Source organism: Rhizobium etli CFN 42, from assembly GCF_000092045.1.
Taxonomy (GTDB): domain Bacteria; phylum Pseudomonadota; class Alphaproteobacteria; order Rhizobiales; family Rhizobiaceae; genus Rhizobium; species Rhizobium etli.
The window spans coordinates 1956857-1982883 of the sequence record NC_007761.1 but is presented as its reverse complement, the minus strand read 5'-3'; the positions used below and the strand labels follow the sequence as shown (position 1 = coordinate 1982883).

Here is a 26027-nt window from a genome sequence, read left to right as displayed (position 1 = left end):
CGTTGCCGCAAGACCGCTGCACATTTTTTCGCGACATGCGTTAGCCGCAACTGCTCAGACGGCGCTTGCCGCCGCAAAACCCCGTTCGATATCGGCTTTGAGATCAGCCACGTCTTCCAGGCCGATCTGCAGGCGGATGACCGGCCCCTCCTTCGGGGCCTTGGCGACCTTGCGGTCGTTCAGATTGGCGTGCAGCGCGAGGCTTTCAAAGCCGCCCCAGGAATAGCCGAGACCGAAAATCTTGAGCGCGTCGAGGAAGGCGTGGGCCTTCGCCTTGAATTTCTCGGGGCTCTCCGCGGCAAGCACGAAGGAAAAGATACCGCTGGCGCCCTTGAAATCACGCTTCCAGATATTGTGAGAGGGGAAACTCGGCAGCGCCGGATGCAGCACCCGGGCGACATCCTGCCTGCCCTCCAGCCATTCCGCGATATCAAGCGCGCTTTCATAATGGCGCTCGAGGCGCAGCCCCATGCTGCGCAATCCGCGCAGGATCTGATAGGCATCGTCGGGCGCGCCGCAGATGCCAAGGGCGCCGTTCGCCTCCTTCAGCCGCTCCCAATGCTCGGCATTGGCCGACACCGTTCCGAGCAGGATATCGGAATGGCCGGACGGGTATTTCGTCGCCGCGTGGATGGAGATGTCGACGCCGTGATCGAGCGGCCGGAAATAGAGCGGCGTCGCCCAGGTATTGTCCATCATGACGACGGCGCCATGGCGATGCGCGACCGCCGCGATCGCCGGAATATCCTGCATCTCGAATGTATTGGAGCCTGGAGCCTCTGTATGGACGATCCTGGTGTTCGGCCGGAACAGTGCCTCGATGCCGGCGCCGATCGCGGGATCATAATATTCCACCTCGACGCCGAGGCGCTTCAGCATCGTATCGCAGAAATGGCGGGTCGGGCCATAAACCGAATCAACGACCAGTGCGTGATCGCCGGCGGCGACGAACCCCAGGAACGGAATGGTGACGGCCGCCAGCCCCGAGGGGACGAGGATCGTGCCGGCCGAACCTTCGAGCGCGTCGATCGCTTCGCAGAGCGCGTCCGTCGTCGGCGTACCGCGCGTTCCATAGGTATATTTCTGCGAGCGCGTGTCCATCGTCGCCGCATTCGGAAAAAGGACCGTCGAGGCATGCACGACCGGCGGATTGACAAAGCCGTGATAATTGAAGGGATCGTTGCCGATATGGGTCAGGCGGGTATTGATGCCGGCAGTCTGCAGCAAGCGGTCTTTGTCTTTCATGTCGGAAATAGCCTTTGGCGAGGGGCGCAAAGTCAGACTTTTGGACGCCTCGAGCAGCCCGGTCAACCCCTCAAAGACGGTTACCGCGGATGCACGGATTCTCGAATTTCGCGTTATTTTTCCGCAATCGGGCGCCCATTTCCTGGCCAACTGGCTTCGAATGCGGCGCAATTTGGCAAAAAGCTGAATTTTGCCGCAATTATTGATCGCGACACTTGACCATGGTGACATTTGCGACTGTGATAGGGTACTCGCGCCGGGAGGGTGTCGAGACGATGGGGATGGCAGAGTTTTCCGCCGGAACGCCCCACAAGAAAATATAATACGATGGAAAAGGTTGGGAAAAAAATGAAGAACAAGCTTCTGTCCGCCGCGATCGGCGCAGCAGTTTTCGCTCTTGGCGCCTCGGCTGCTTCGGCCACGACTCTCGGTGATGTAAAGGCAAAGGGTTTCATTCAGTGCGGCGTCAACACCGGTCTCGCCGGCTTCGCCGCGCCTGACGCTTCCGGCAATTGGGCGGGCTTCGACGTCGACTTCTGCAAGGCTGTCGCTTCGGCCGTGTTCGGCGACCCCACCAAGGTGAAGTTCACACCGCTCAGCGCCGCCAATCGCTTCCCTGCCCTGCAGTCGGGCGAAATCGACGTCCTCGCCCGCAATACGACCTGGTCGATCAACCGCGATACGGCACTCGGCCTGAACTTCCGTTTCGTCAACTATTATGACGGCCAGGGCTTCATGGTCCGCAAGAGCCTGAACGTGAAGTCGGCATTGGAACTCTCGGGCGCGTCCGTGTGCGTCCAGTCGGGCACGACCACCGAGCTCAACCTCGCCGACTATTTCAAGGCGAACAACCTTCAGTACAATCCGGTCGTCTTCGAAAAGCTGGACGAGGTCAACGCCGCCTATGATGCCGGCCGTTGCGACGTCTACACCACCGACCAGTCCGGCCTCTATTCGCTGCGCCTCACGCTGAAGAACCCGGACGAACACGCGATCCTGCCGGAAATCATCTCCAAGGAACCGCTCGCCCCGGCCGTTCGTCAGGGTGACGATCAGTGGTTCGATATCGTCAGCTGGGTCGGCTATGCCATGATCAACGCTGAAGAATTCGGCATCACTCAGGCGAATGTCGACGACATGAAGAACTCGCCAAACCCTGACATCAAGCGCTTCCTCGGCGTCGAGGCCGACACCAAGATCGGCACCGATCTCGGCCTGACCAACGAATGGGCCTATAACATCGTCAAGAACGTCGGCAATTACGGCGAAGTCTTCGAGCGCAACATCGGCCAGGGCAGCCCGCTCAAGATTGCGCGCGGCCTTAACGCCCTGTGGAGCAAGGGCGGCATCCAGTACGCTCCGCCGGTTCGCTGAGCGGCATCACGCAGGAAAGCCGGAAAGGCGGGCGACCGCCTTTCCTCCTCCAATAAAAAAGCTCCGAAAAGGAGCATAATGGGGAATTGGCCAAGCATGACGCATCAGGCTTTGGATTCAACGCGTTTATCCAGGAGCGGCTGGAGCTTTCAGTCCGCCCTCTACGACCCGACAGTTCGGGGCATTTTCTTCCAGGTTCTCACCATCGTACTGCTGGTCGTTTTCGTCTGGTGGGTTGCACACAATACTGCCGTCAATCTGGCGCGCGCCAACATCGCGTCGGGCTTCGGATTTCTGAACGGCCGCGCCGGCTTCGAGGTCGGTCAGTCGCTGATCGCCTATTCAAGCGATTCGACCTATGGCCGGGCGCTGGTCGTCGGTCTTCTGAATACGATCCTGATCGCCGTTACCGGCATCATCACCGCCACCATCATCGGCTTCATCGTCGGCATCGGCCGCCTGTCGAGGAACTGGCTGATTGCCAAACTGTGCACGGTTTATGTCGAAGTCTTCCGCAATATTCCGCCGCTGCTCGTGATCTTCTTCTGGTATTCGGGCGTTCTGGCGGTTCTGCCGAATGCTCGCGAGTCGCTGCATCTGCCGCTCGGGACGTATCTGAACAACCGCGGTCTTTCCTTTCCCAAGCCGATCTTCGGCGAGACTTTCTGGCTTGTTGGCGTCGCCTTCGTGGTCGCGATCATCGCGGTGATTGCCACGGCCCGATGGGCACATCGCCGGCAGGCGGCGACGGGTCAGCCGTTCCACACGATCTGGGCTTCGATCGGCCTGCTGGTCGGCCTGCCGCTAATCACCTTCCTGCTCGCAGGCGCGCCGCTTTCGTTCGATTATCCGATCGCGGGCAAATTCAACCTCACCGGCGGCTCCGTCGTCGGGCCGGAATTCATGTCGCTCTTCCTGGCACTCTCCTTCTACACCGCTGCCTTCATCGCCGAAATCGTGCGCGCAGGCATTCGCGGTGTGCCGAAGGGACAGACCGAAGCTGCAGGCGCACTTGGGCTTCACCCCTCGTCGATCACCCGGCTGGTCGTTATTCCGCAGGCCCTCCGCATCATCATTCCGCCGCTGAGCAGCCAGTATCTCAATCTGACCAAGAACTCGTCGCTGGCGATCGCAATCGGTTTTGCCGATCTCGTCGCCGTCGGCAGTACGACACTGAACCAGACCGGTCAGGCTGTCGAGGTGATCCTCATCTGGATGGTCATTTACCTCGGTCTCAGTGTCGTAACTTCGCTGTTGATGAACTGGTTCAATGCCAAGATGGCGCTGGTGGAGAGGTAAGATGAGCAACGCTTTCGTCAGAAGCGCCATACTGGCGCCGGAGCCGCCGCCCTCAGCCGAGAAAGGCCCGGTCGCTTGGATTCGCCGCAACCTGCTTGCGACGCCCAAGGACATCGTCCTTACCATCCTGGCGCTGGTCTTTGTCGTTTGGGCCCTGCTGCACGCGCTCGACTGGCTCTTCGTGGAGGCGGTTTGGAGCGGCCCGGACCGCACCTTCTGCGCCACTGCCGTACAGGGTGGCATCCAGCCGGATGGCTGGAGCGGTGCATGCTGGGCCTTCGTCAATGCCAAATTCGACCAGTTCATCTTTGGACGTTATCCGCTCGACGAGCGCTGGCGCCCAACGCTGGTCGGCATTCTTTTCGTACTCCTGTTGGTGCCGATGCTCATCCCTTCGGCGCCGCGCAAAGGCGTCAATGCCCTCCTGCTCTTCGGCGTGCTGCCGATTATTTCCTTCTTTCTGCTTTACGGCGGATTTGGCCTGGAAATCGTCGAGACCCCACTCTGGGGCGGGCTGCTGGTGACGCTGGTGCTCTCTTTCGTCGGCATCGCCGTCTCCTTCCCGCTCGGCATCATCCTGGCGCTCGGAAGACGGTCGCAGATGCCGGTCATCCGCACGTTCTGCGTCGTTTTCATCGAAGTCGTCCGGGGCGTGCCGCTGATTACGGTCCTGTTCATGGCGAGCGTCATGCTGCCGCTTTTCCTGCCGGCCGGCTGGACGGTAGACAAGCTCTTGCGCGCGGTCATCGGGGTATCGATCTTCGCTTCGGCATATATGGCGGAAGTCATCCGCGGCGGCCTGCAGGCTATTCCCAAGGGCCAGTTCGAGGGCGCGGATTCGCTTGGGTTGGGCTACTGGCAGAAGATGCGGTTGGTGATCATGCCGCAGGCAATCAAGCTGGTGATCCCCGGCATCGTCAACACCTTCATCGGCATGTTCAAGGACACCTCGCTGGTATCGATCATCAGTATGTTCGACCTTCTCGGCATCGTTCGCCTCAACTTCGTCGATCCGAACTGGGCAACCGCAGTAACGCCGCTGACGGGGCTGATATTCGCTGGCTTCGCCTTCTGGCTTTTCTGCTTCGGCATGTCGCGCTATTCAGCATTCATCGAACGTCACCTCGACACGGGCCACAAACGATAAGAATGAGGGAAATAATCATGGCTGAAGCTCCAGCTAAGAAGCTCACCGTTTCCGCAACGGAAGTGGCGATCGAAATCATCAACATGAACAAGTGGTACGGCGATTTCCACGTGCTGCGCGACATCAACCTGAAGGTCATGCGCGGCGAACGCATCGTCATCGCCGGCCCGTCCGGTTCGGGCAAATCGACGATGATCCGCTGCATCAACCGCCTGGAAGAGCACCAGAAGGGCCAGATCATCGTCGACGGCACCGAGCTCACCAACGATCTGAAGAAGATCGACGAGGTGCGCCGCGAGGTCGGCATGGTGTTCCAGCACTTCAACCTCTTCCCGCACCTGACGATCCTCGAAAACTGCACGCTGGCGCCGATCTGGGTGCGCAAGATGCCGAAGAAGCAGGCGGAAGAAATCGCCATGCACTTCCTGAAGCGGGTCAAGATCCCCGAACAGGCAAACAAATATCCTGGCCAGCTTTCCGGCGGTCAGCAGCAGCGCGTGGCCATCGCCCGGTCGCTCTGCATGAACCCGAAGATCATGCTGTTCGACGAGCCGACTTCGGCGCTCGATCCGGAAATGATCAAGGAAGTGCTGGACACCATGGTCGGCCTCGCGGAAGAAGGCATGACCATGCTCTGCGTCACCCACGAAATGGGTTTTGCCCACCAGGTCGCCAACCGCGTCATCTTCATGGATCAGGGGCAGATCGTCGAGCAGAATTCGCCGGCCGAATTCTTCGACAATCCGCAGCACGAGCGCACCAAGCTCTTCCTCAGCCAGATCCTGCACTGACCCCGAACGCTGAACTTGTTTAAGACCCGCCGCAGGCGGGTCTTTCATGTTCAGCGGGCGGCGGTCGCCTGCAACTGACAGCAGATGCCGGTAGGACCGGAATCGCCGCCGCTCAGCGGAAGGTGCAGGCCGATCTCCTGGATTGATTCTCGGATTGTTCCGTTGAGAGCATGGATGACCGCCGCGACGCCGGCGCAGTCCCGGCAATGCCTAGAGCGGTTCAGCTTTCATGGAGGCGCAGAACCGCTCTAAGCTTTTGTTTTTATGCAATTACGGACGGAAAACCGTTCAACGCTTTCCTGGAGTTGCTCTAGCAGCTCATGCCTCTTGCCCGCAGGCGTTGAAACAAATAACCTCCCGCTCGATTACTTCGATGATCAATCAGAGGAGAACTGAACCCAATGAGATTGATGGCAGTCGTTGGCGTTGCACTTAGCCTGGGCTGTATTTCAGCCGCAGAATCTCCTTCAAACTATCAATCCCACAGTGGCATTCGGGTCGACACAGACCCTGCCCTCCTCTCTCGATATGACAAAGCTCTTAGGTGGTGCGTGCCGGAGGCAGGCTCATGGCGACGCGGGTCGCCGGATCCGCAGAGCCTGCACTATAACGCGGCGCTCAGAAATTGCCTCTACAGGCGCGGCTTTGTCGATCGAGGCGTCTACGCTTACCCCATCCCCAAGATTTACTTCGATCATTTCCTGGATCGCTGAGAAGAACCGAACGGTTCTAGTTTGCCATAGGACTTCAAAAGCCGGGAACACAAGCCCGCTGTATCGGTGTGGCTTGTCGACGGCGGCCGCATATCAGCTTTTGGCGCTGTCGGATGGCCGGCCTTGCCGTCCGGCATTTACCACGGGGATGGTGGAACCTGCAGCGCGGCTTTCAGGGCAACCGGAGCAGCGGGATTGGACCGAGCTCCATAAGTGCGGAGATCGGGAGCTGCGGGATGGATGCGAACCTCAACCGACAGTCGACACCGCATGTACTTTCATGTCATCTCGAACTTCATAGAACTTGCTGCCGTCGATATAGATAAAATGGCAGCTTGGCTTTTCGCCTTTGCCGGCAGAACAGGCCTTATCCCCCTTGAAGGTGAGTTTCGTTTTCACGTCGATCGTTTTGCCGCCGACATCGGCCTTGCCGGTAATGGTCCCCTTCTTCCAACTCCAAACGAGTTCGGCGGTCACAGGCCTTTCGAGGTCGACAATCTCTACCTTCACATGCTTGCCATCAGCAAAAGCTTTGAACTCGTCCATAGTAGCCTTTTTGGCCCCTGCAGGAAGATCAACCGCGTAGGCATTCATTGCAGTTAGAAATGCAGCGGCGCTGATGCTCACAAAGATCGTTCTCATCCTCGCCCCCTAAGAATTGTGGGGAGGGTATACGTTGTCGACGGCAGCAGCATCCCACCTATTACGGCTAGAGGCAGTATAGCGCAGATCGAACATATATAATCCCACGATATTTCAACTTTCTGGCGACATCCTCAGAATTTCTGTCTTTGTCTTGGCTGCAACGCACCACACGAAATAACCCACTTGCGATGATTACTTTGCCGTCTTGGGTAATATTATTCACGTCTGCGATGTATCAAAGATGATCTCCATAAAACTGCTTGCCGCCTGCATGACGACGTGACAGCCAAACCGAAATCGTCATGGCTCCGGTATCGGAAAGACCAGCCACGAAGAAGATGGATCTTTCCCTCGCTATACAACAACTGCGAGGCCGAGAGCGTCTGAACATCTCCGTGCCATTCGATGTGCCGCCAAAGGACCCCGCGCCGCAACTGGGTTCGGCCGCCTCCACGCCAGATGAGGTGTCCGAGCAAATTTCCCTTGTAATCTAGCGATGTGACCCCGAGCCATGGATGAATTGCCCCGCCCACCCTCTTCAAAATGGGCGGGGTTCGAGTTCAGGATTGTTCGGGATACGCCACCACCTGAGCGGTTTCTTTGGGCGCGATCACACGCATTCGATGCCGTTGCGCTGAGTATAGGCGTCCGCCAGAGCCTGCGCTTCGAAGGCGAATTTCACCTGCTGGCATGTGTCTGCGGAGGAGCGGTGTGCCCATTATCTAATCAGTCTTGAAAGCGACTCATGATCGAATCGAGCACCCCGGAGAGGGTGCTGGCCTTGCCACGGCCATGTCAATTAGCCCCAATCGTGAAGGCGAAGCTGCCAAAAATTGAAAAATTCAGAAAAAATGTTGATCCCTCCTTGGCGGCAGGATTCCAGTCACGTCCATCAGATTTTCCTAATCTTTTCAATGGGCGGGCCTCGCTATGGTTGCAGAAAGAATAATTCGCGGGGAGCGAGATATATATTTTGTCCCAATTTGGGCGAATCGGATTTCCGCAAATATTTCAAAATGTAACTTGGGAGTGATCTGGATATTGTGGCAGCAATATGGCTATGTTTCTCAAGTACTTACTGTTTAGATGCTGTTGCGCCCTTCAGAACCTCGTCCTATAAACCCCGCCGCAAGACATGATTAACCACAAAATATTAGACAACGCTGAAGTTGAGGAACAAAACCATGACAACATACTACGTAGCTTCGAGCAGCAGCGGCGGCGGTAACGGCAGTGCCTCCTCTCCTTTTCGCACGATCAGTGAGGCGATGGCTTCGGACCTTAAGCCTGGCGACGAGGTCGTGGTGAAGCCCGGGACCTACAACGAGAGCATCAACATCGACAAGGACGGCTCGGCGGCCGGCGACATCACGCTGCGTTCGGAAGTGCCCGGTGGGGCGCTGATCCGGCCGCCCGCGGGCTCGTGGAACGCGATCAGTGTCAACGCCAACCACGTGGTCATCGACGGCTTTGACATCGGCGGCGCCAACGGCGACGGCATTGAAGCGAACAATGTCCACCACGTCCAGATCCTCAACAACAAGGTCCACGGCAGCGGAGAGTCGGGCATCCAGTTCAACCAGTCGGACTTCATCCACATCGAAGGCAACGAGACTTACAATAACGCTTCGACAGGCTGGTTCTCGGGCATCTCCATCTACCAGAACCGGAACATCACCGGTGATACCTCGACGGACGGATACCGGAACATCGTGCGCAACAACATCTCGCACGACAACGTCACAAAAACTGGTGAGCACACCGACGGCAACGGCATCATCATCGACGACTTCCAGAGCACGCAGGCGAGCGGTAACCCGAACTACACGTTCAAGACCCTGGTCGACAACAACCTCGTCTACGGGAACGGCGGCAAAGGCATCCAGGTTACCTGGAGCGACTCCGTCACTGTGTCGAACAACACCGCATACCACAACAACCAGGACCCGCAGAACAGCGGCACCTGGCGCGGCGAACTCAGCAACTCGGCGTCGAGCAACAACACCTGGGTCAACAACATCGCCGTAGCGGATCCATCGCTGAACAAGAACAATACCGCGATCGATAATACGTCTACCGACGCCTACACCAACAAGAACGTTGTCTGGGCCAACAACATCACTTACAACGGCACGGCCGGCCAGGCCTCGGTCAAAACCGATGGCGGCAACGCGATGCCGAGCACGGCGAACGGCAACCAGCTCGGCGTTGACCCTAAATTCGCAGGGGCATCGAGCGACAACTTCCACCTCAGCTCCGGCTCGACGGCGATCGACCACGGAACCAGCAAGTACGGCGTCAGCTCCGTCGATCTGGACGGCGACCATCGCGTCGTTGGAACTGTCGATATGGGTGCCTACGAATCCGGCTCCAGCCCCACATCGGGAACGCCAACTACGCCGACTTCGCCAACCGCGCCGACTTCACCGACTTCGCCAACCGCGCCGACTTCACCGACTTCGCCAACCGCGCCGACTTCGCCAACGGAGCCGACTTCGCCAACCACCGGTACCCCGACTACGGAGACGCCAACCACGGGAACGCCAACCACAACGACGAAGCTATACACCGGCACCAACGGTAACGACATCATGCCACACGACGGTCAGTCCAACGGCGGCAACGAAACCTTCAAGGGGCTCGCCGGCAATGACCTGTTGAAGGGCGGCGCCGGCGCGGACGTGATCGACGGCGGTAGCGGCAACGACACAGCCAGCTATGCGGGCTCCAACGCGGGGGTCCACGTCAGCTTGGCGACTTGGACCGCATCGGGCGGGCACGCCACTGGTGACAAGCTCGTCAGCATCGAAAACGTGACCGGCTCCAGCTACGACGACGTGCTGACCGGCGGCAACAACGGCGGCAACGTTCTCAATGGCGGGGCCGGCGCGGACAAGCTGGACGGCGGCGCCGGCGGGGATGTCATCATTGGCGGTGCCGGGAAGGACATCATGACCGGTGGCACCAGCTCGGATACGTTTGTCTTCAAGACAGCGACGGAGACCGGGTCCGGCTGGAACCGCGACGTCATCACCGACTTCCAGCATGGCGTCGATAAGATCGATCTCTCGGCGATCGATGCGAATGGCTCTGCGCAGGGCGATTCAGCCTTCCATTTCCAGGCGCAGGAGAATGCCTTGTTCGATAAGAAGGCTGGCGCGCTCGCATGGCACTACGAGGACGACCATACCGTTATCCAGGCCGATTTGAACGGCGACGGTGTTCATGACTTCGAGATTCAGCTGAACGGCCACGTCCAGCTGGGGGCAGGCGATTTTCTCCTGTAAAGATACCCGTTGCGGCGGTCGTCCGACCGCTGCAATAATCGTGCCACCAATCCGGGAATATGTCGACGGCGGAGTAAAATCCGCCACACGGCGCGCAAACTTCGGTTGCTTCAGCGCGTGGATGAGCAAGCTGGGAGGGCGAAGCCCGAGCGGCGATCCCATCCGCGCGCTGTGATTTTTTCGCGGCCGGCCGCTCCCGTGCAGCTTTGCGGGCCGATCGACGGATTCTTCGAGTAGAAGGACACTCACAGCAAGGGCATGGACAACCAGCCATACGCCATTGCGATGAAGGACGATCGGCCTTCGCGATCACCGGCATCTGGGAAGCCAGAGAAGGTGAGAATGGGGTGTCGACGCGCAACTTAGCTATCCCCACCTGCGAGCCGAATGAGATGATTGCGGAGATCCGTAACCGTTTGTCCGTCATTCTGCAACGAGAGGATTATGCGCGCTGGCTGTCGCCGGAACCTGATCCATGCGACCTGATGAAGCCCGCAGAGCTTATGACCATGTGGCCGATTGGTCGTGCCGTGGATAATGTCAAATCCGTCGGGCCAGAGATCATCAATCCGGTTAGTCTTGATCCCCAGCGGCACTGAAACCTCGGCTTATCTGCGACCAGCGGGATAGCCTCGGTCCAACAGCCTACCGGAACCTGACAGTTCCCTTTTTCGTTATAGCAACAGGAAAGCACGGGGTTCCTCCTGTGCGATCCGTGTTTGTCAAGACTTGCCCGCTTCGGCGGGGCTCTTTCGGAAATGCCTCGGCATCCGCTCACTCGGCGTCTGGACGACCATAATCGGTTCTTCCAGCAACGATCTGACTTCCCTCTCGGATGGCGGTCGCTGGCGGAGCGAGCATAAGTGGGCCGTTCTAATCTAAAAGCCGGCGGTCTCGCGCACTTCGATCGCCCCCATCCGAGCGAGCGAGTCCCGCTGCGCGATCTCCATTGCCTCCGCAAGGTTCTTCGCTTCGATGAGCAGGAAGCCACCCAAATGCTCCTTGGTCTCTGCGAAGGGCCCGTCGGTCCAACTCGCCTTGCCGGCGCGAACGCGCAATGTCTTTGCAGTCTTTGGGTCGGCAAGAGCGTTGGAGGCAAGATAGTGTCCTGAACGTTGGAGTTCTTCATTGGAAGCTAAGGACTCCCGGTTGATCTCGGCCCATTCCTCCTTGCTGGCGGCATCAACAAGTGTTTGATCGATATAGAAGAGACAAAGGTAGCGCATCGGTTTCTCCATGGTGCTGTCGATGATAGTCGCAGTTGAACACCGCGATTGGACAAAGAGCAAAAGAATGCTGCCAGTTCAGTTATCCGGTGAGAGTTGCTGCTGCTCTCCGATCTTTCCAGTGGAGATCTCTGGGAGGCTCCAAGCCGATGTCACAAAGAAGGCGAGAGTCAAACCGCGAGAGCTCGCTCAAGCTTCGGCGGTACTTTCGCTGATGCTTCAGCAGCATCCAAACGGCTTGCATTATCGGGCACTGCGAAACTGAAAGAGAACATCCTAACCCCTCAGAACAAATCCGATGAGGGGCTTGCGCTAGAAACCAGAGCGAAAACAGAATTTTAAAGAATTGATGGCGACCCCTGCAGGAATCGAACCTGCGACAACCTGCTTAGAAGGCAGGTGCTCTATCCAGCTGAGCTAAGGGGCCGTCCGGCGGTCACGTTTAAAGAGCGCGACCGAATGCGCCATATGTGGACGAGAAATCTCAATGCGTCCAGGGCTGGGTGCGGGTATAGCGGAAATTATCCGGATAGGCCACGACCTGACGAGCCGGGTCCTTCGGCGCGATGACTCGGTATTCGATGCCGTTGCGCTGGGCGTAGGCTTCGGCAAGCGCCTGCGTTTCGAAAGTGAGTTTTACCTGCTGGCGCATGTCGCCCGAGGAGGTGTAGCCCATGATCGGATCGATCTTGCGCGGCGTCTCCTGATCAAATTCAAGCACCCAGAGATGGGTCTTGGCCTTGCCGGACTGCATGGCGGTCTTAGCAGGACGATAGATCTTGGCAGACATGACTGCGGCATCTCCGAATATGCGGGGGATAGCACGCCCCCTCTTTCCTGGTCTCAATCCCGTTGCCGGGCCTTTGCTTCGTCGTTAGCGATAACGCGAAGAGATGAATTTTGCTTATCCGCGAATTCCCGTCTTTTCAAGAAAAAAGCGGATCGACGATGCGGCAATGGGTTGGGGAACAAGGCCTATCGCGGCTCAGCACATTCTTCCCTCATGTCGCTTGCCATTCCACCTAAATCCGAAGGAATTCCAGGCGATTGCGCAATATTACCAATTGTCTCATGTTGTGATCACAAGCTGATTGCCGCAGCCAGCCACGGGCACTAGTTTGCGGCTTAATCGGCTTCAGTGGATGCACGCATGATGAGACGTTCGACAGAGTTCAATGCCATTGTGATAGGAGCTGGCATCACGGCTTTTTTCTATATCGCTATCAGCTATGCCCAGTATATCGGCCTGATCGCCCGCGGCTAAGGCTCATCCTGACATCCAATTGCGGCTCACAGGTAAATTGACCGGCCACCGAGATTTTCCCCCTGCGTCCACAGGCCTGGTGAGAAATCTCAGGCCACAGCTGGATTTATGGGTTGCGACGGCGGAGTGAACCGTGTATTCCCGCTGCCAATCACGGCACGGAGTGTAGCGCAGTCTGGTAGCGCATCTGGTTTGGGACCAGAGGGTCGGGAGTTCGAATCTCTCCACTCCGACCATTCAATATCCTGATATTCTTGAATTTCTTTTTGGCCGGCATCGCACATCGCGAGCTTGCGCGCTATCACTTCGCCTTCGTCGTCGTGGCGCTCACGATTCTGTCGCCTGGCTTGATTCCGAATTTGCTGACGATGCCGGCATTGAGTTCGACAACGTATTTCACCGGGTTCATCGAATCGATGATGTCGCGCGAATAGGGTGTTGCGTTTTCCTTGATGTGGCGGATCGTGCCGCTGTCGTCGGCAAAGAGCATGTCGAGTGGCAGGATGGTGTTCTCCATCCACATGGCGACGCGCCGCGTTTGGCCGAAGTCGAAAATCATGCCGGCGTCGTCGGCCATCGACTTGCGAAACATCAGCCCGCGGGCGCGCTGATCACCGGTGGCGGCGACCTCGACGGTGAAATGCAGCGTCTTTCCCGCGGCTGTCTGGATAAGCAGCGGCTCGTTGTCGAACCGCATCTCCTCCTCAGCCAAAGTCGGCAGGGCGACCAAGAAAAAAAGCGCCATGATGGCGCTTCTGATCGCATAGAACAGGACGATGCCGCGCATGTCAGTGCGACCGGCTTGCCGGGCTCGGAACATCGGGATGGATTTCTGCGGCCATCAGGCCCTTTTCGCCGTCGCCGAAGCGGACGAGGACCACCTGGCCGGGGCGCAGCTCCGTCAACCCGAAGCGGCGCAGCGTCTCCATGTGCACAAAAATGTCTTCAGTGCCCTCACCGCGCGTCAGGAAGCCAAAGCCTTTGGTGCGGTTGAACCACTTGACAAGCGCCCGCTCGAGGCCGCTGGTGGCGGTGACCTGCACATGGGTGCGCACCGGCGGCAGCTGCGAGGGATGAATGGCAGTCGACTGATCCATCGAGAGGATCTTGAAAGCCTGGTAGCCGCGCTCGCGGCGCTGGACAAGGGCGACGATGCGCGTCCCCTCGAGGATCGTCTGGTAGCCGTCGCGGCGCAGGCAGGTCACATGCAGAAGAACATCCTGCATGCCGTTATCAGGCACGATGAAGCCGAAGCCCTTGGCGACGTCGAACCACTTGACGACACCGGTGATTTCGACAAGATCGACCGCTTCTGACGACAACTCGTCGACATCGGCGTATGCGTTCGATGAAATCCTATCAGCCATTATCGCCAGCCCCTCGAATACGCGTCACACTGTTACGGTTAACTGATTCTTGAAATCAAGATTAACATCTTGGTAACGGATAAGCGCAAGTCCTAGTTTTCGGTTATTCCCAGCTGCACATTTTATAAAGATGACTTGCCCGAAGCTGACCTCGGCTCACCAAAAAGGCCAGCCCCTATAAAGGAGTAGATAGAATGCGTTATCTTCATACGATGGTTCGCGTCAAAGATCTGGACGCTTCGCTTGCCTTCTATACCACGCTGTTCGGACTGGAGGAGATTCGCCGTCACGAGAACGAGAAGGGCCGCTTTACCCTGGTTTTCCTGGCTGCTCGCGACGATCTCGACCGCGCCCGCAGCGAAAAAGCCCCCTGCCTCGAGCTTACCTATAACTGGGATACGGAGGATTATAGCGGAGGACGCAATTTCGGCCACCTCGCCTATGAGGTGGATGATATTTACGCGATCTGCCAGAAGCTCATGGAAAACGGCATTACCATCAACCGGCCGCCGCGCGACGGCAACATGGCCTTCGTGCGCTCGCCCGACGGCATTTCGATCGAAATTCTGCAGAAGGGAAGCCCGCTTCCGGCCGCTGAACCCTGGGCTTCCATGGGCAATACCGGCGTCTGGTAAGGGTTTTGGCCGCAAGCTTTTGCGAAACTTGCGGCTTTTGCGATTTCGGGTCCGGCCGGCGCCTTGGCGCTTGCCGCGATCCGGCCCCGCAGGCAATCTCCCGGTGAATCGAAGCGAAGGATGGCAATATTTCGCCGTTTTTCGCATCAACGGGAGACTGATTGCTTGGGTAATATTGAGAAGCGGATGCCCATTACGGGCGCATTGCTGATCGCCACTTCGATGCTGGCGCTGTCGGGCTGCGTCTCGAACAAGAAGACGCTCGATTCTGCCGCGGCGGTTCCGGAGGTTCCGGCGACGATGGCTGCAGCGCCACAGCTTGGCGCAACGGCGCCCGTGAAATCTGCACCGCGCTCAGTCTATACCGACCCACGGCTCGTCAATGTCTCCGGCGCCCACCCCGCGCCACAGGTCGTGGCAGGGGATGCAAATGCCGCCGCCCCGCCGGCCGATCCGGCAATGGCCGCGCCTGCCAATATAGGCGGGCTCGTCATGCAGTCGACACGGATCAACGCGCAGGCGATGAGCATCTTTTCGGATCACCAGCCGCCGCCGCAGAACAACAGCACGTCCACCGTCATTCAGCCGCAAGCCTATGCGCCGACGGACGGAGTGACACCCGCAAAAAACAGCGTCTCTAGTCAGCCGATCATGCCCTCACAGCCGGCAGCGCCGGTGCTGCCGCAGCAATCGTCCGAAAATTCCGGCACGCAGCCTGCGACCGTACAAACAGCCTCGCTGGCGACGGGCGGCATCCCGGCCTCGACGACAAACGCGCTTTACAGCGCACCGAAGCAGAACCTGCTCGGCAGTCTTTCCGGCCTCCTGCACAAAGCCGCCCTGCCCGGCATGACGCGTGTTGCGCCGAATGGGCTGCACGTCCAGAACGATCATGTCGAGGTCGGCTGCTTCAGGCCGGACCTGCTGAAAGTGATCAAGACGGTCGAAAGCCATTTCGGCCGTCCTGTCATCGTCACATCAGGCTATCGCGACGAAGAACATAACCGTTTGGTCGGTGGCGCCGACGAATCGATGCACAAGAGCTGTGAGGCCGCGGATATTCAGATCGACGGCGTGTCCAAGTGGGATATCGCCGCTTATATCCGCTCCTTGCCGGCTCGCGGCGGGGTCGGCACCTATTGCCACACCGACTCGGTCCATCTCGACACCGGCAAGACCCGCGACTGGAACTGGGGCTGCGGCGGCAAACGGGCGCCTCTAGCCACCGCAAGAGCGATCTGACACCGTCGGCGCGAAGTTCCCTCACCTAACGTCAGCTGAACTTCACCCACTTCTAGTAGGAAGTACAAGCCTTTGATTCGGCAGCGGCAATCTCAAATAACCGTGCAGGCGGAATATCTGCCATTTTTTTGAAAAAATCGAATTTGCCGCTTGCGGGATCGAAAGTGCCTGACTATAAGGGCGCCACCACGAAGGAAGCGCCCTTCGTCTATCGGTTAGGACACCAGATTTTCATTCTGGGAAGAGGGGTTCGACTCCCCTAGGGCGTGCCACTTTCTCCCCATATTGAAGCCACCACATCCGCTTGCAGAAGCCGGCGCGCACGCCTATTTTAACGAGGCTGGCCTGCGCCCTTCGTCTATCGGTTAGGACGACAGATTCTCATTCTGTAAAGAGGGGTTCGATTCCCCTAGGGCGTACCATCGCGCTTATGATTGCCGCCAACCGCCCACCGGTCAGATAATTCCAGATATCCGCCGCATCGTAGCGCCATGGTTTTCAACAGCTCAAAAAAATCGAAGAAACTGTGATTTTTTCGCGCCTTGGCGCTTGCGGCTTTCGAAGGTGCTGACTATAAGGGCGCCACCACGAAGGAAGCGCCCTTCGTCTATCGGTTAGGACACCAGATTTTCATTCTGGGAAGAGGGGTTCGACTCCCCTAGGGCGTGCCACTTCCTCTAATTTGCTCATCCGCCACGCGTTTTTCGTGACCGCTCTATTTCGCCGGCGCTGCATCGCAGACGCGCAGCTGGATGCGGCGCGCGCCTTGATAATGTTCAGCGCCGAGCGAGCCTGCGACATGGAGGCTCGCGCCGCGTGAGTTGATGAGAAGATTGCCGAGACCAGTATCGGCGGCGCGGAAGGCGATACCGTCGAGCCGCGACCCGTCCATCGCCTCCAGCGTCACCTTCACATGTTTCTCGCCGACCAGGCGCGCATCTCGCACCCGATGCGCCGGTACGGCAAAGAGCGGCTGGGCGTGGCCGGAGCCATAGGGGCCGGCGGCTTCCAGGCGGTCAATGAGTTCAAGCGTGGCGCCGCTGGCGCCGATCGCGCCATCGATCTTCAATGTCTCGTTGGCGACGAGGCTCGCCACCGTCCTTGCGGCCTTCTCCGTAAAGAAGGTCCTCAACCTGCCGAGATCGGCGCGCTCGACCGTCAGCCCGGCCGCCATGGCATGGCCGCCACCCTTGACGAGGATGCCCTCCTCGACCGCAGCCCGCACCATCCTGCCCATGTCGAAGCCGTTGATGGAGCGGCCTGAGCCGGTGCCGCGGCCGGAGGGATCGAAAGCGATCGCGAAGGCGGGCCGCTTGAATTTCTCCTTCAGCCGCGCGGCGATCAGCCCGACGATGCCCGGATGCCACTTCTCATGGGCGGTGACGATGATGGAGGCGCCCTCGCCGTCGCCATATTCGGCAAGCGCCTCGGCTTCCGCCTCCTGCAGCATCATCGCCTCCATCGCCTGACGTTCACGGTTGAGCTCGTCGAGGCGCTGCGCGATCACCTCCGCCTCGCCGGCATCATCGAGCGTCAGCAGGCGGCTTCCGAGTGCGGCGTCACCGATCCGGCCGCCGGCATTGATGCGTGGGCCGATCAGGAAGCCGAAATGATAGGGGGTCACGGGCCCCGCGAGCCCCGCCTTGCGGAAGAGCGCGGCAAGGCCGGCATTGCTCTGGTGGCGGGCGGCGACCAGCCCCTTCACCACATAGGCGCGGTTGAGCCCCTTCAGCGGCACGACATCGCAGACTGTCGCAAGCGCCACGATATCCAACCATTGCAACAAGTCGAGGGCCATGATGCGCTTGTTGCCGGCCGCTCGCAGCAGCCTCAGCGTCGCGACCAGCACCATGAAGACGACGCCGGCCGCGCACAGATGCCCCTGCCCCGACAGATCGTCTTCGCGGTTCGGGTTGACCAGCGCATGGCAGGGCGGCAGCTCATGTGTCACCTGGTGGTGATCGATAACGACGACATCGATATTGCGCGCCGCAGCCGCCGCAAGCGCCTCGTGGCTGGTGGAGCCGCAATCGACGGTGACGATCAGCCGAGCGCCATTGTCGATCAGCTGGTTGATCGCCGCCGGATTGGGGCCGTAGCCTTCAAAGATGCGATCGGGAATGTAGATGTTCGCCTTGACCCCGAAATGGCTGAGAAAGCGGAACATCAGCGCCGAGGAGGCCGCGCCGTCAACGTCATAATCGCCGAAAATCGCCACGCTCTCGCCGCGCTCGATCGCACGCACGAGGCGGGTAGCCGCCTTCTCGCAATCCGTCAGCGTGTGGGGATCGGGCATCAGGCTGCGGATCGTCGGATCGAGGAATTCGATCGCCTCGTCCACCCGGACGCCGCGTCCTGCGAGAACACGGGCGATCAGATCCGGCAGCCCGTGAACCTGCGCCATGGCGAGCGCCCGGTTCTGGCCGGCCTGATCGAGTCTTGCAACCCAGCGATTGTCGAGTGCGGATTTCTCCACGCCGAGAAACGCGCGCGGTACCGGATCGACGAGATCTGCCATGCCAAACTCCGCTGACTTCATCTGTTCTTTCTACAGGAGCAGCGGAGATAACATAGCGACGGATTTGCAGACACGGATTTTTACCAGAAGATCAGCCAGACGATCACGGCGATGCCACCGATTTGCACCAAGAAGAACGAAAACAGCGTCAGCAGAATGGCCCAGTTACGGCCTTCCGTGTGTTCATCGTCAAAGGCCCCGTCATGGCTGTCGTCCCGAATGTCAGGGCGCGCCGGCTTGAGGATGTCTGCAAACATATCAGGGCGGGCTGGCGGCACCTTGCTCGGGCTGCCATGCTCCTTTCCGGCGTGGCTGTCCTTGCTCATGAAATACTCCACGCCGGCGACTCACCATCTATGGTTTTATTTATATCAATATTTCGGCATTTGGTAATATAGACTTCCGCTGGGGAGGCTGAACGATTAACAGAAAAAGCCGCCCTGCCAGAGACAGAGCGGCTGATACTACCAGGCGAAAAATGCTTAAGCTTCTTCTTTCGGCCGTTCGATACGAATCACCTGCGGCTCGCCGAAGAGGTAGCCTTCCGACCTTATCGAGGCGACCGCCTTGCGCACGGACTCTTCCATCGTCGCATGGGTGACGAGGATGATCGTCTGGTGATGCGATGGGGCCAGGTGCTGCGTGGAGCGCTGGACGATCGATTCGAGCGAGATGTGGTTTTCCGCCATGCGGGTGGCGACGCTTGCAAAGACGCCGGTGCGGTCGAGCACAGTCAGGCGGATGAAATATCCGCCCTCGTGGCTCTGCATCTGCGCCTTGCGGTAAGGCTCCAGCGCCTTTGCGGGATGGCCGAGCACCGGCACGCGCTGAGCACCCGGCTGGCTCTTGGCGATATCAGCGATATCGCCAAGCACGGACGAGGCCGTCGCATTGCCGCCGGCGCCTGGACCGACCATCAGCAGTTCGCCGAGTACGTCGGATTCAATTGCCACCGCATTGGTAATGCCGTCGACCTGGGCGATGACGGAATCGACCGGGACCATGGTCGGGTGTACACGCTGTTCGATGCCGGTCTCGGTGCGCTGGGCAACGCCGAGCAGCTTGATGCGGTAACCGAGTTCGGCCGCGGCGTGGATGTCCTCGATCGAGATATTGGTGATGCCTTCGAGATAGATGTCGTCGGCCGCGATGCGATTGCCAAAGGCAAGCGTCGTCAGGATGGCAAGCTTGTGGGCGGTGTCGTTGCCTTCGATATCGAAGGCGGGATCGGCTTCGGCATAACCCAGCCGCTGCGCTTCCTTGAGGCATTCGGCAAAGGAAAGCCCCTCCTTCTCCATCTTGGTCAGGATGTAGTTGCAGGTGCCGTTCATGATGCCATAGATGCGCGAGACGGCGTTGCCCGTCAGCGATTCGCGCAGCGCCTTGATGACGGGGATGCCACCGGCGACCGCCGCCTCGAAATTCAACAGCGAGCCCTTCTCTTCCGCGATCGTCGCAAGCTCGACGCCGTGATAGGCGAGCAGCGCCTTGTTGGCTGTCACCACATGGAGACCACGCTGAAGTGCGGCGCGCACCGAGACGTTGGCAGCCCCTTCGGCGCCGCCCATCAGCTCGACGAAGACGTCGATATCACCCTTTTCGGCCAGATCCTCAGGCCGATCGAACCAGGCGACGGCAGAAAGATCGACGCCCCGGTCCCGCGTTTTGTCGCGCGCGGAAACCGCGGTGATCGTAATCGGACGTCCGCAGGTGACGGCAAGCTCGTTGCTCTTCTGCTGAATGATGCGGACAAGCGAGGCGCCAACGGTGCCTAAGCCCGCAATGCCGATTTTGAGGGCATCTGCCATGGATCGATCCTGAATGTATGTGTGGCGGCAGCCGCCGAACGCGGCTGCCCAAGAGTTGGAATTAACGGTGGGCGTTGAGCGAGATGACATTATGCATCGTCTGGTCTGCGGTCGACATGAACTTCTTGATGTTGCGCGCAGCCTGACGGATGCGGTGTTCATTCTCGACAAGCGCCAGACGGACATAGTCGTCGCCCATCTCGCCGAAGCCGATGCCCGGAGCAACGGCGACGTCGGCCTTCTCGACCAGCAGCTTGGAAAACTCCAGCGAACCGAGATGACGGAACTTTTCCGGGATTTTCGCCCAGGCGAACATGGTGGCTGCCGGCGGAGGCACATCGAAGCCGGCCTTGCCGAAGCTTTCGACCATGACGTCGCGGCGGCGCTTATAGACGTTGCGCACTTCGGCAATGTCGGAGCCGTCGCCGTTCAGGGCATGCGTCGCCGCCACCTGGATCGGCGTGAAGGCGCCGTAATCGAGGTAGGATTTGACGCGGGTGAGCGCAGCGATCAGCCGCTCGTTGCCGACGGCAAAGCCCATGCGCCAGCCAGGCATGGAAAAGGTCTTCGACATCGAGGTGAACTCGACCGTCACATCCATTGCGCCCGGCACTTCGAGAACCGACGGCGGCGGCGTGTCGTCGAAATAGATCTCCGAATAGGCGAGGTCGGAGAGCACGATGATGTCGTGCTTCTTGGCGAAGGCGACGACGTCCTTGTAGAAATCGAGCGTCGCGACAAAGGCCGTCGGGTTCGAGGGATAGTTGAGGATCAGCGCCAGGGGCTTCGGGATCGAATGCCGGACCGCGCGCTCAAGCGGCGGGAAGAAAGTCTCGTCCGGCTCCACCGACATCGAGCGGATCACGCCGCCGGCCATCAGGAAGCCGAAGGCGTGGATCGGATAGGTGGGATTCGGGCAGAGAATCACGTCGCCGGGCGCGGTGATCGCCTGCGCCATATTGGCGAAGCCCTCCTTGGAGCCGAGGGTGGCGACCACCTGCGTATCCGGGTTGAGCTTGACGCCGAAACGGCGGGCATAATAGGCGGCCTGGGCGCGGCGCAGGCCCGGTATGCCCTTGGAGGAGGAATAACGGTGGGTGCGCGGATCCTGCACGACCTCGCACAGCTTGTCGACGATCGCCTGGGGAGTGGGAAGGTCAGGGTTTCCCATGCCGAGATCGATGATATCGGCGCCGCCCGCTCGCGCGCTTGCTTTCAAACGGTTGACCTGTTCGAAAACATAAGGCGGCAAACGCCGGACTTTGTGAAACTCTTCCATTTCATTCCCCATGGAAAGGCGGCATTTCGGGCCGCGGTCGAAGTTCGTTCCGTCTCCCGGCGGCTGCGACACGAACTTCACAATCGCAGCGCCGTATTCATCAGACCTAAATCACACGGCAAATCTTTGACGGAAAGGCCGCACAATCACGCATTATCGGGAAAATCGCATCTTCCGATCCTTGCCGAAGGCTTTGCGTCCAAATTGCCTGAAAGGCAAGGCTTATTTGGAGATTTCGGAGAGCGTTTGCGGACCATGCTCGGCGGCGAGGCGGCGCATTTCGGTGACCTTGGCCTGATATTCGGCTTCCGAGATCGTGCCGGCCTTGCGGCGGGCAGCAAGTGCTGTCAGCTGATGCTGCAGTTCGGCCGCCTGCTCGTCGCTCATCTGGACATTGGCGGCCGTCAGCGGCGCGCCGAAATTCGGATAGCCGTCTGGCGACTTCATCAGACCACCCTCCACCGCCTCGCCCTTGGTTGCCGGCATGACGACGGCGGTCGGCGCCGCTCGCTTGGCGGCGGCTGCGGCTTTTTCCTCCGCCGTCAGATTGCATCCGGCAAGGGCCATCGCCGCCGCGGCGCAGATCAATGCGGTGCGGTTGAAGGTTGCGATGGGCCGAATGCCGTTCTTGATCATGCCTCAAAATCCAGTTCTGATTGCTTCGACTGTTAAATTTGTCGCAGCCACAAAGCAATAGCACGAGCCGATGCGGCTGGAACTTGTTTTCTCGTTCGGTCACGATGTACAACAAACGGATAAAAAGAGTGCTGCCGCCGGAGGAAATGGTGACCGACAGCAAGCAGGAGAGTGGCGGCCAGAAAAATGGCGACAAGACCGGTTTCGACGCGACCGATCTCAAACCCTATCTGTTGAAGGATCCCGAGACCATGGCGATGAATTTCGCCCGGGCGCTCGAAAATCTCGGCCAGGCCGCCTCGGCCTGGCTTGCGCCGCGCGAACGCGGCGAGATCACCGAAACGGCCATCGATCCGATGACCGACATGGTCAAGACGCTTTCCAAGATCAGCGAATACTGGATTTCCGATCCCCGCCGCACCTTCGAGGCGCAGACTCAGCTGATGTCGTCCTTCTTCGGCATCTGGATGCGCTCGATGCAGCGCATGCAGGGCACGCGTGGGATGCAGGGCGAGCCCCTGCCGCCCGAGCCCGACACCCGCAAGGACAAGCGCTTTTCGGATGAGGATTGGCAGAAAAATCCGTTCTTCGATTTCCTCCGCCAGGTCTATTTCGTCACGAGTGACTGGGTGGACAAGCTGGTGTCGGAGACCGACGGCCTCGACGAGCACACCAAGCACAAGGCGGGATTCTACGTGAAGCAGATCACGGCAGCCCTTTCGCCGAGCAACTTCATCGCTACCAACCCACAGCTTTATCGCGAGACCATCGCGAGCAACGGCGAAAACCTGGTGCGCGGCATGAAAATGCTCGCCGAGGACATTGCTGCCGGAAAGGGCGAGCTTCGCCTTCGCCAGACCGACATGACGAAATTCGCCGTCGGGCGCGACATGGCGTTGACGCCGGGCAAGGTGATCGCCCAGAACGATATCTGCCAGATCATCCAGTACGAAGCCTCGACCGAGACGGTGCTGAAACGGCCATTGCTGATCTGCCCGCCCTGGATCAACAAGTTCTACATTCTCGACCTCAACCCGCAGAAATCCTTCATCAAATGGTGCGTCGACCAGGGGCAGACGGTCTTCGTCATTTCCTGGGTCAACCCGGATGGGCGCCACGCCGAGAAGGACTGGGCCGCCTATGCCCGAGAGGGCATCGATTTCGCGCTGGAGACGATCGAAAAGGCGACCGGGGAGAAGGAGGTCAACGCCGTCGGCTACTGTGTCGGCGGCACGTTGCTCGCGGCAACGCTGGCGCTGCACGCAAAGGAGAAGAACAAGCGGATCAAGACCGCCACGCTCTTCACCACTCAGGTCGATTTCACCCATGCGGGCGACCTCAAGGTCTTCGTCGACGAGGAGCAACTGGCCGCGCTCGAAGAGCATATGCAGGCGGCCGGCTATCTCGACGGTTCGAAGATGTCGATGGCTTTCAACATGCTGCGTGCGTCCGAGCTGATCTGGCCTTATTTCGTCAACAGCTACCTCAAGGGCCAGGAGCCCCTGCCCTTCGACCTATTGTTCTGGAACGCCGATTCGACCCGCATGGCGGCGGCAAACCATGCCTTCTACCTTCGCAATTGCTATCTTCGCAACGCGCTGACGCAGAACGAGATGATTCTCGACGGCAAGCGCATATCTCTGAAAGACGTGAAGATCCCGATCTATAATCTCGCCACGCGCGAGGATCACATCGCCCCCGCCAAGTCGGTTTTCCTCGGCAGCCGGTTCTTCGGCGGCAAGGTGGAATTTGTTGTCACCGGCTCGGGACATATCGCCGGCGTCGTCAACCCGCCCGACAAGAGGAAATATCAATTCTGGACGGGCGGCCCGGCCAAGGGCGAATACGAGACCTGGCTCGAGCAGGCGAGCGAGACGCCCGGATCATGGTGGCCACATTGGCAAGCCTGGATAGAGACGCATGACGGCAGACGCGTTGCAGCGCGCAAGCCCGGCGGCGATGCGCTGAACGCGATCGAAGAAGCACCGGGAAGTTATGTGATGGAACGCACCTGAGACGCCGGCAGGCATCTCTTTTTGAGACATCCTAAGAAACAGCGATATCGCGTAAACAAATTAGAAACCATAATTCGTCATCCTCGCGAAACAGTCGGAAGTCGCAACCGGTCTAAATTCGGCCCCTTTGCGCCTTTACCGGCCCCGGCGAAGTTTTAGTCAGTCAGTGCCGCCGGCCTGCGTAGCGAGTTTGAAAGACGAGTGTAGTATGGCGTTTGCGGTAGGGACGTTGGATAACGTCGCCCCTCTTAGCGGATCTGCTTTGCGTTCGCGCAGATCTCGTGGTTTTCTTTACGGTGTCGTCGGCGCCGGGCTTTTAACCTCAACATGGCTGATCGCGACCTTGGCAACGATGCATTCGGTGGCCGGGCCCCTCTCTCCAGCCGATAGCCTGGCACAGATCGGGGCCGCCCCGAAGGTGACGCCGTCAACTCGCCTTGAGAGGTTGATCCATGTCGGCAAGGGTGACCGGCTGACCGCCTTCGACGCGAAGCCGAAGATGCCGCTGACCGCAAGTCTCATCCAGTCTCACGCCGAAAAGACTGCCGCTGCCGCAACGGCATTGGCGGCTCTTGCGAAGAACAATCGGCTCGTCATGGCCGCCGAGCAACCTGTCGTCGCCGCGATTTCCGATAGCGCCAAGTTCCGCAAGGATGATGCGATCGCGCCGCCGCCGGTCGAACTCGCCTCGGCAGAGATTGAAGACGACGGCAACCGGATCATCGTTCCGTCAAAGGAGGCCGTCGCCGCGGCCCAACTCCAGGCGATGCTCGCGCTGGCCGATGCCGACCCCCGGCAGATCGCGCCCGCCCCGATCGAGCCGGTCGCCTCTCCTGTGAGGACCGCCGCACCGGTGGAGGTCGCAGCGGCAGAGGATCAACCCTTCGCTCTCGTCCTGTCGCCCGATGCAGGTTCCGTGCCGTTGCCGATGGCGCGTCCGGATGGACTCATCGGCAAACCGGCGCCGGCCGTCAAAGGGGCGCAGCGCTCTGCCGGGCCTGTCCTGGCCTATGCCCAGCCAAACTCGCCGATCGAGGACGATGAGGACGATGCCGTGCCACGCTACGACAAGCCGGTCTTCTCGCCGAAACTGCGGGCGGGTATCGCGATCTATGATATCGAAAACAGCACTGTCTACCTGCCGAATGGCGAACGGCTGGAGGCTCATTCCGGTCTCGGAAAGATGCGCGACAACCCGCGCTATGCGAACAAGAAGATGCGCGGACCAACGCCGCCGCATACCTATGTCCTCACGATGCGCGAGGCCCTCTTTCACGGTGTCGAAGCGCTGCGCTTGACACCGGTGGAAGGCTCGGATGCCATCTATGACCGTGTCGGCCTGCTTGCCCACACCTACATGCTCGGCAAGAACGGCGATTCCAACGGCTGCGTTTCCTTCAAGGATTACAAGCGCTTCCTGGCCGCCTACAAACGCGGCGAGATCAAGCAGCTCGTGGTGGTGCCGCGGATGAACAACAAGCCCGCCTCGACGCTGGCCTCGCTGTTTTCGCCGCGTAGCTAATTTAAGGAGCAGGT

General features: G+C 59.4%; 24 protein-coding genes and 5 tRNA genes. 16 read left to right on the top strand and 13 right to left on the bottom strand.

The window, feature by feature from the left end:
* Nucleotides 1-54: 54 nt before the first annotated feature.
* Nucleotides 55-1245 (bottom strand): cystathionine beta-lyase, encoded by a 1191-nt coding sequence (locus RHE_RS09700; protein ID WP_011425181.1) that lies wholly within the window; start codon nt 1243-1245, stop codon nt 55-57.
* 348 nt (nt 1246-1593) lie between these two features.
* Between RHE_RS09700 and RHE_RS09695 the strand changes: the two genes are divergently transcribed.
* From RHE_RS09695 to RHE_RS31590, 5 genes are all read left to right on the top strand, one after another.
* Nucleotides 1594-2619 carry an amino acid ABC transporter substrate-binding protein gene (locus RHE_RS09695; RefSeq protein ID WP_020921184.1) on the top strand — a complete coding sequence of 342 codons (1026 nt, stop codon included), beginning with the start codon at nt 1594-1596 and terminating at the stop codon, nt 2617-2619.
* Between the two features lie 96 nt (nt 2620-2715).
* Nucleotides 2716-3918, top strand: a complete 1203-nt coding sequence (locus RHE_RS09690; RefSeq protein ID WP_042118350.1) for an amino acid ABC transporter permease — start codon at nt 2716-2718, stop codon at nt 3916-3918.
* A 1-nt stretch (nt 3919) separates the two neighbouring features.
* Nucleotides 3920-5065, top strand: a complete 1146-nt coding sequence (locus RHE_RS09685; protein ID WP_011425178.1) for an amino acid ABC transporter permease — start codon at nt 3920-3922, stop codon at nt 5063-5065.
* 17 nt (nt 5066-5082) lie between these two features.
* Nucleotides 5083-5856, top strand: coding sequence for an amino acid ABC transporter ATP-binding protein (locus tag RHE_RS09680; RefSeq protein ID WP_011425177.1), 774 nt, complete (start codon nt 5083-5085; stop codon nt 5854-5856).
* A 401-nt stretch (nt 5857-6257) separates the two neighbouring features.
* Complete coding sequence (locus RHE_RS31590; protein ID WP_073990378.1) at nt 6258-6569, top strand: hypothetical protein; 312 nt, start codon at nt 6258-6260, stop codon at nt 6567-6569.
* Between the two features lie 249 nt (nt 6570-6818).
* Here the strand turns inward: RHE_RS31590 and RHE_RS09675 are convergent, their stop codons facing one another.
* Nucleotides 6819-7211, bottom strand: a complete 393-nt coding sequence (locus tag RHE_RS09675; RefSeq protein WP_042118348.1) for a hypothetical protein — start codon at nt 7209-7211, stop codon at nt 6819-6821.
* Between the two features lie 748 nt (nt 7212-7959).
* Between RHE_RS09675 and RHE_RS33535 the strand changes: the two genes are divergently transcribed.
* The 3 genes from RHE_RS33535 to RHE_RS31585 all read left to right on the top strand — a co-directional run bounded on the left by RHE_RS33535 (nt 7960) and on the right by RHE_RS31585 (nt 11100).
* Nucleotides 7960-8163, top strand: coding sequence for a hypothetical protein (locus RHE_RS33535; protein WP_011425175.1), 204 nt, complete (start codon nt 7960-7962; stop codon nt 8161-8163).
* A 235-nt stretch (nt 8164-8398) separates the two neighbouring features.
* The gene (locus RHE_RS09670; protein WP_011425174.1) at nt 8399-10501 is read left to right on the top strand and encodes a choice-of-anchor Q domain-containing protein; all 2103 of its coding nucleotides are present in this window, start codon (nt 8399-8401) and stop codon (nt 10499-10501) included.
* A gap of 206 nt (nt 10502-10707) precedes the next feature.
* Nucleotides 10708-11100 carry an SOS response-associated peptidase family protein gene (locus RHE_RS31585; RefSeq protein ID WP_011425173.1) on the top strand — a complete coding sequence of 131 codons (393 nt, stop codon included), beginning with the start codon at nt 10708-10710 and terminating at the stop codon, nt 11098-11100.
* Nucleotides 11101-11379: 279 nt separating this feature from the next.
* On the opposite strand, the gene RHE_RS09660 is transcribed toward RHE_RS31585, so the two are convergent.
* The 4 genes from RHE_RS09660 to RHE_RS09650 all read right to left on the bottom strand — a co-directional run bounded on the left by RHE_RS09660 (nt 11380) and on the right by RHE_RS09650 (nt 12517).
* Nucleotides 11380-11727, bottom strand: a complete 348-nt coding sequence (locus tag RHE_RS09660; protein ID WP_011425172.1) for a YciI family protein — start codon at nt 11725-11727, stop codon at nt 11380-11382.
* 82 nt (nt 11728-11809) lie between these two features.
* Complete coding sequence (locus tag RHE_RS35080) at nt 11810-11956, bottom strand: DUF1127 domain-containing protein (protein ID WP_157700401.1); 147 nt, start codon at nt 11954-11956, stop codon at nt 11810-11812.
* Nucleotides 11957-12077: 121 nt separating this feature from the next.
* Nucleotides 12078-12154 (bottom strand) — tRNA-Arg (locus tag RHE_RS09655).
* A gap of 57 nt (nt 12155-12211) precedes the next feature.
* Nucleotides 12212-12517: an ETC complex I subunit gene (locus tag RHE_RS09650; RefSeq protein ID WP_011425171.1), complete on the bottom strand. Its 306-nt coding sequence runs from the start codon at nt 12515-12517 to the stop codon at nt 12212-12214.
* 633 nt (nt 12518-13150) lie between these two features.
* Between RHE_RS09650 and RHE_RS09645 the strand changes: the two genes are divergently transcribed.
* A tRNA-Pro gene (locus RHE_RS09645) sits at nt 13151-13227 on the top strand.
* A gap of 65 nt (nt 13228-13292) precedes the next feature.
* Here the strand turns inward: RHE_RS09645 and RHE_RS09640 are convergent.
* A complete protein-coding gene (locus tag RHE_RS09640) occupies nt 13293-13778 on the bottom strand; it encodes a DUF192 domain-containing protein (RefSeq protein WP_041678635.1) in 486 nt (161 codons plus the stop codon).
* Nucleotide 13779: 1 nt separating this feature from the next.
* Nucleotides 13780-14358 (bottom strand): cold-shock protein, encoded by a 579-nt coding sequence (locus RHE_RS09635; protein ID WP_011425169.1) that lies wholly within the window; start codon nt 14356-14358, stop codon nt 13780-13782.
* A gap of 194 nt (nt 14359-14552) precedes the next feature.
* Between RHE_RS09635 and gloA the strand changes: the two genes are divergently transcribed.
* From gloA to RHE_RS09610, 5 genes are all read left to right on the top strand, one after another.
* Nucleotides 14553-14993 carry a lactoylglutathione lyase gene (gene gloA / locus RHE_RS09630; protein WP_011425168.1) on the top strand — a complete coding sequence of 147 codons (441 nt, stop codon included), beginning with the start codon at nt 14553-14555 and terminating at the stop codon, nt 14991-14993.
* 186 nt (nt 14994-15179) lie between these two features.
* Entirely contained in the window at nt 15180-16235 is a 1056-nt protein-coding gene (locus RHE_RS09625; protein ID WP_011425167.1) for a YcbK family protein, read from the top strand.
* A gap of 197 nt (nt 16236-16432) precedes the next feature.
* Nucleotides 16433-16507, top strand: a tRNA-Glu gene (locus tag RHE_RS09620).
* 75 nt (nt 16508-16582) lie between these two features.
* Nucleotides 16583-16657: transfer RNA gene (locus RHE_RS09615), tRNA-Glu, on the top strand.
* Nucleotides 16658-16831: 174 nt separating this feature from the next.
* Nucleotides 16832-16906: transfer RNA gene (locus tag RHE_RS09610), tRNA-Glu, on the top strand.
* A gap of 44 nt (nt 16907-16950) precedes the next feature.
* Here the strand turns inward: RHE_RS09610 and recJ are convergent.
* The 5 genes from recJ to RHE_RS09585 form a co-directional block, all read right to left on the bottom strand.
* Nucleotides 16951-18753, bottom strand: a complete 1803-nt coding sequence (recJ, locus tag RHE_RS09605) for a single-stranded-DNA-specific exonuclease RecJ (protein ID WP_011425166.1) — start codon at nt 18751-18753, stop codon at nt 16951-16953.
* 80 nt (nt 18754-18833) lie between these two features.
* Nucleotides 18834-19079 carry a hypothetical protein gene (locus RHE_RS09600; RefSeq protein WP_020921174.1) on the bottom strand — a complete coding sequence of 82 codons (246 nt, stop codon included), beginning with the start codon at nt 19077-19079 and terminating at the stop codon, nt 18834-18836.
* A 156-nt stretch (nt 19080-19235) separates the two neighbouring features.
* Nucleotides 19236-20561 (bottom strand): homoserine dehydrogenase, encoded by a 1326-nt coding sequence (locus RHE_RS09595; RefSeq protein ID WP_011425165.1) that lies wholly within the window; start codon nt 20559-20561, stop codon nt 19236-19238.
* 61 nt (nt 20562-20622) lie between these two features.
* Nucleotides 20623-21840, bottom strand: a complete 1218-nt coding sequence (locus RHE_RS09590) for an LL-diaminopimelate aminotransferase (RefSeq protein ID WP_042118343.1) — start codon at nt 21838-21840, stop codon at nt 20623-20625.
* 222 nt (nt 21841-22062) lie between these two features.
* A complete protein-coding gene (locus RHE_RS09585) occupies nt 22063-22476 on the bottom strand; it encodes a hypothetical protein (protein WP_011425163.1) in 414 nt (137 codons plus the stop codon).
* A gap of 146 nt (nt 22477-22622) precedes the next feature.
* Here RHE_RS09585 and phaC point away from each other — a divergent pair, with 146 nt between their 5' ends.
* Both phaC and RHE_RS09575 read left to right on the top strand, forming a co-directional pair.
* Nucleotides 22623-24491 (top strand): class I poly(R)-hydroxyalkanoic acid synthase, encoded by a 1869-nt coding sequence (gene phaC, locus RHE_RS09580; RefSeq protein WP_011425162.1) that lies wholly within the window; start codon nt 22623-22625, stop codon nt 24489-24491.
* Between the two features lie 208 nt (nt 24492-24699).
* Nucleotides 24700-26013, top strand: a complete 1314-nt coding sequence (locus RHE_RS09575; protein WP_011425161.1) for a DUF2778 domain-containing protein — start codon at nt 24700-24702, stop codon at nt 26011-26013.
* Nucleotides 26014-26027: the final 14 nt, after the last annotated feature.

What these genes read in the sequence shown, in the direction of transcription:
- RHE_RS09695 (WP_020921184.1), top strand. Translation starts at nt 1,594, where the DNA reads ATGAAGAACAAGCTTCTGTCCGCCGCGATCGGCGCAGCAGTTTTCGCT.
- phaC (WP_011425162.1), top strand. Translation starts at nt 22,623, where the DNA reads ATGGTGACCGACAGCAAGCAGGAGAGTGGCGGCCAGAAAAATGGCGAC.
- RHE_RS09685 (WP_011425178.1), top strand. Translation starts at nt 3,920, where the DNA reads ATGAGCAACGCTTTCGTCAGAAGCGCCATACTGGCGCCGGAGCCGCCG.
- RHE_RS09585 (WP_011425163.1), bottom strand. Translation starts at nt 22,476, where the DNA reads ATGATCAAGAACGGCATTCGGCCCATCGCAACCTTCAACCGCACCGCA.
- RHE_RS09690 (WP_042118350.1), top strand. Translation starts at nt 2,716, where the DNA reads ATGACGCATCAGGCTTTGGATTCAACGCGTTTATCCAGGAGCGGCTGG.
- RHE_RS09660 (WP_011425172.1), bottom strand. Translation starts at nt 11,727, where the DNA reads ATGCGCTACCTTTGTCTCTTCTATATCGATCAAACACTTGTTGATGCC.
- RHE_RS09700 (WP_011425181.1), bottom strand. Translation starts at nt 1,245, where the DNA reads ATGAAAGACAAAGACCGCTTGCTGCAGACTGCCGGCATCAATACCCGC.
- recJ (WP_011425166.1), bottom strand. Translation starts at nt 18,753, where the DNA reads ATGGCAGATCTCGTCGATCCGGTACCGCGCGCGTTTCTCGGCGTGGAG.
- RHE_RS09675 (WP_042118348.1), bottom strand. Translation starts at nt 7,211, where the DNA reads ATGAGAACGATCTTTGTGAGCATCAGCGCCGCTGCATTTCTAACTGCA.
- RHE_RS09590 (WP_042118343.1), bottom strand. Translation starts at nt 21,840, where the DNA reads ATGGAAGAGTTTCACAAAGTCCGGCGTTTGCCGCCTTATGTTTTCGAA.
- RHE_RS09595 (WP_011425165.1), bottom strand. Translation starts at nt 20,561, where the DNA reads ATGGCAGATGCCCTCAAAATCGGCATTGCGGGCTTAGGCACCGTTGGC.
- RHE_RS09670 (WP_011425174.1), top strand. Translation starts at nt 8,399, where the DNA reads ATGACAACATACTACGTAGCTTCGAGCAGCAGCGGCGGCGGTAACGGC.
- RHE_RS33535 (WP_011425175.1), top strand. Translation starts at nt 7,960, where the DNA reads ATGATCGAATCGAGCACCCCGGAGAGGGTGCTGGCCTTGCCACGGCCA.
- RHE_RS31590 (WP_073990378.1), top strand. Translation starts at nt 6,258, where the DNA reads ATGAGATTGATGGCAGTCGTTGGCGTTGCACTTAGCCTGGGCTGTATT.
- RHE_RS35080 (WP_157700401.1), bottom strand. Translation starts at nt 11,956, where the DNA reads ATGCTGCTGAAGCATCAGCGAAAGTACCGCCGAAGCTTGAGCGAGCTC.
- RHE_RS09600 (WP_020921174.1), bottom strand. Translation starts at nt 19,079, where the DNA reads ATGAGCAAGGACAGCCACGCCGGAAAGGAGCATGGCAGCCCGAGCAAG.
- RHE_RS09640 (WP_041678635.1), bottom strand. Translation starts at nt 13,778, where the DNA reads ATGCGCGGCATCGTCCTGTTCTATGCGATCAGAAGCGCCATCATGGCG.
- RHE_RS09625 (WP_011425167.1), top strand. Translation starts at nt 15,180, where the DNA reads ATGCCCATTACGGGCGCATTGCTGATCGCCACTTCGATGCTGGCGCTG.
- gloA (WP_011425168.1), top strand. Translation starts at nt 14,553, where the DNA reads ATGCGTTATCTTCATACGATGGTTCGCGTCAAAGATCTGGACGCTTCG.
- RHE_RS09575 (WP_011425161.1), top strand. Translation starts at nt 24,700, where the DNA reads ATGGCGTTTGCGGTAGGGACGTTGGATAACGTCGCCCCTCTTAGCGGA.
- RHE_RS09635 (WP_011425169.1), bottom strand. Translation starts at nt 14,358, where the DNA reads ATGGCTGATAGGATTTCATCGAACGCATACGCCGATGTCGACGAGTTG.
- RHE_RS09680 (WP_011425177.1), top strand. Translation starts at nt 5,083, where the DNA reads ATGGCTGAAGCTCCAGCTAAGAAGCTCACCGTTTCCGCAACGGAAGTG.
- RHE_RS09650 (WP_011425171.1), bottom strand. Translation starts at nt 12,517, where the DNA reads ATGTCTGCCAAGATCTATCGTCCTGCTAAGACCGCCATGCAGTCCGGC.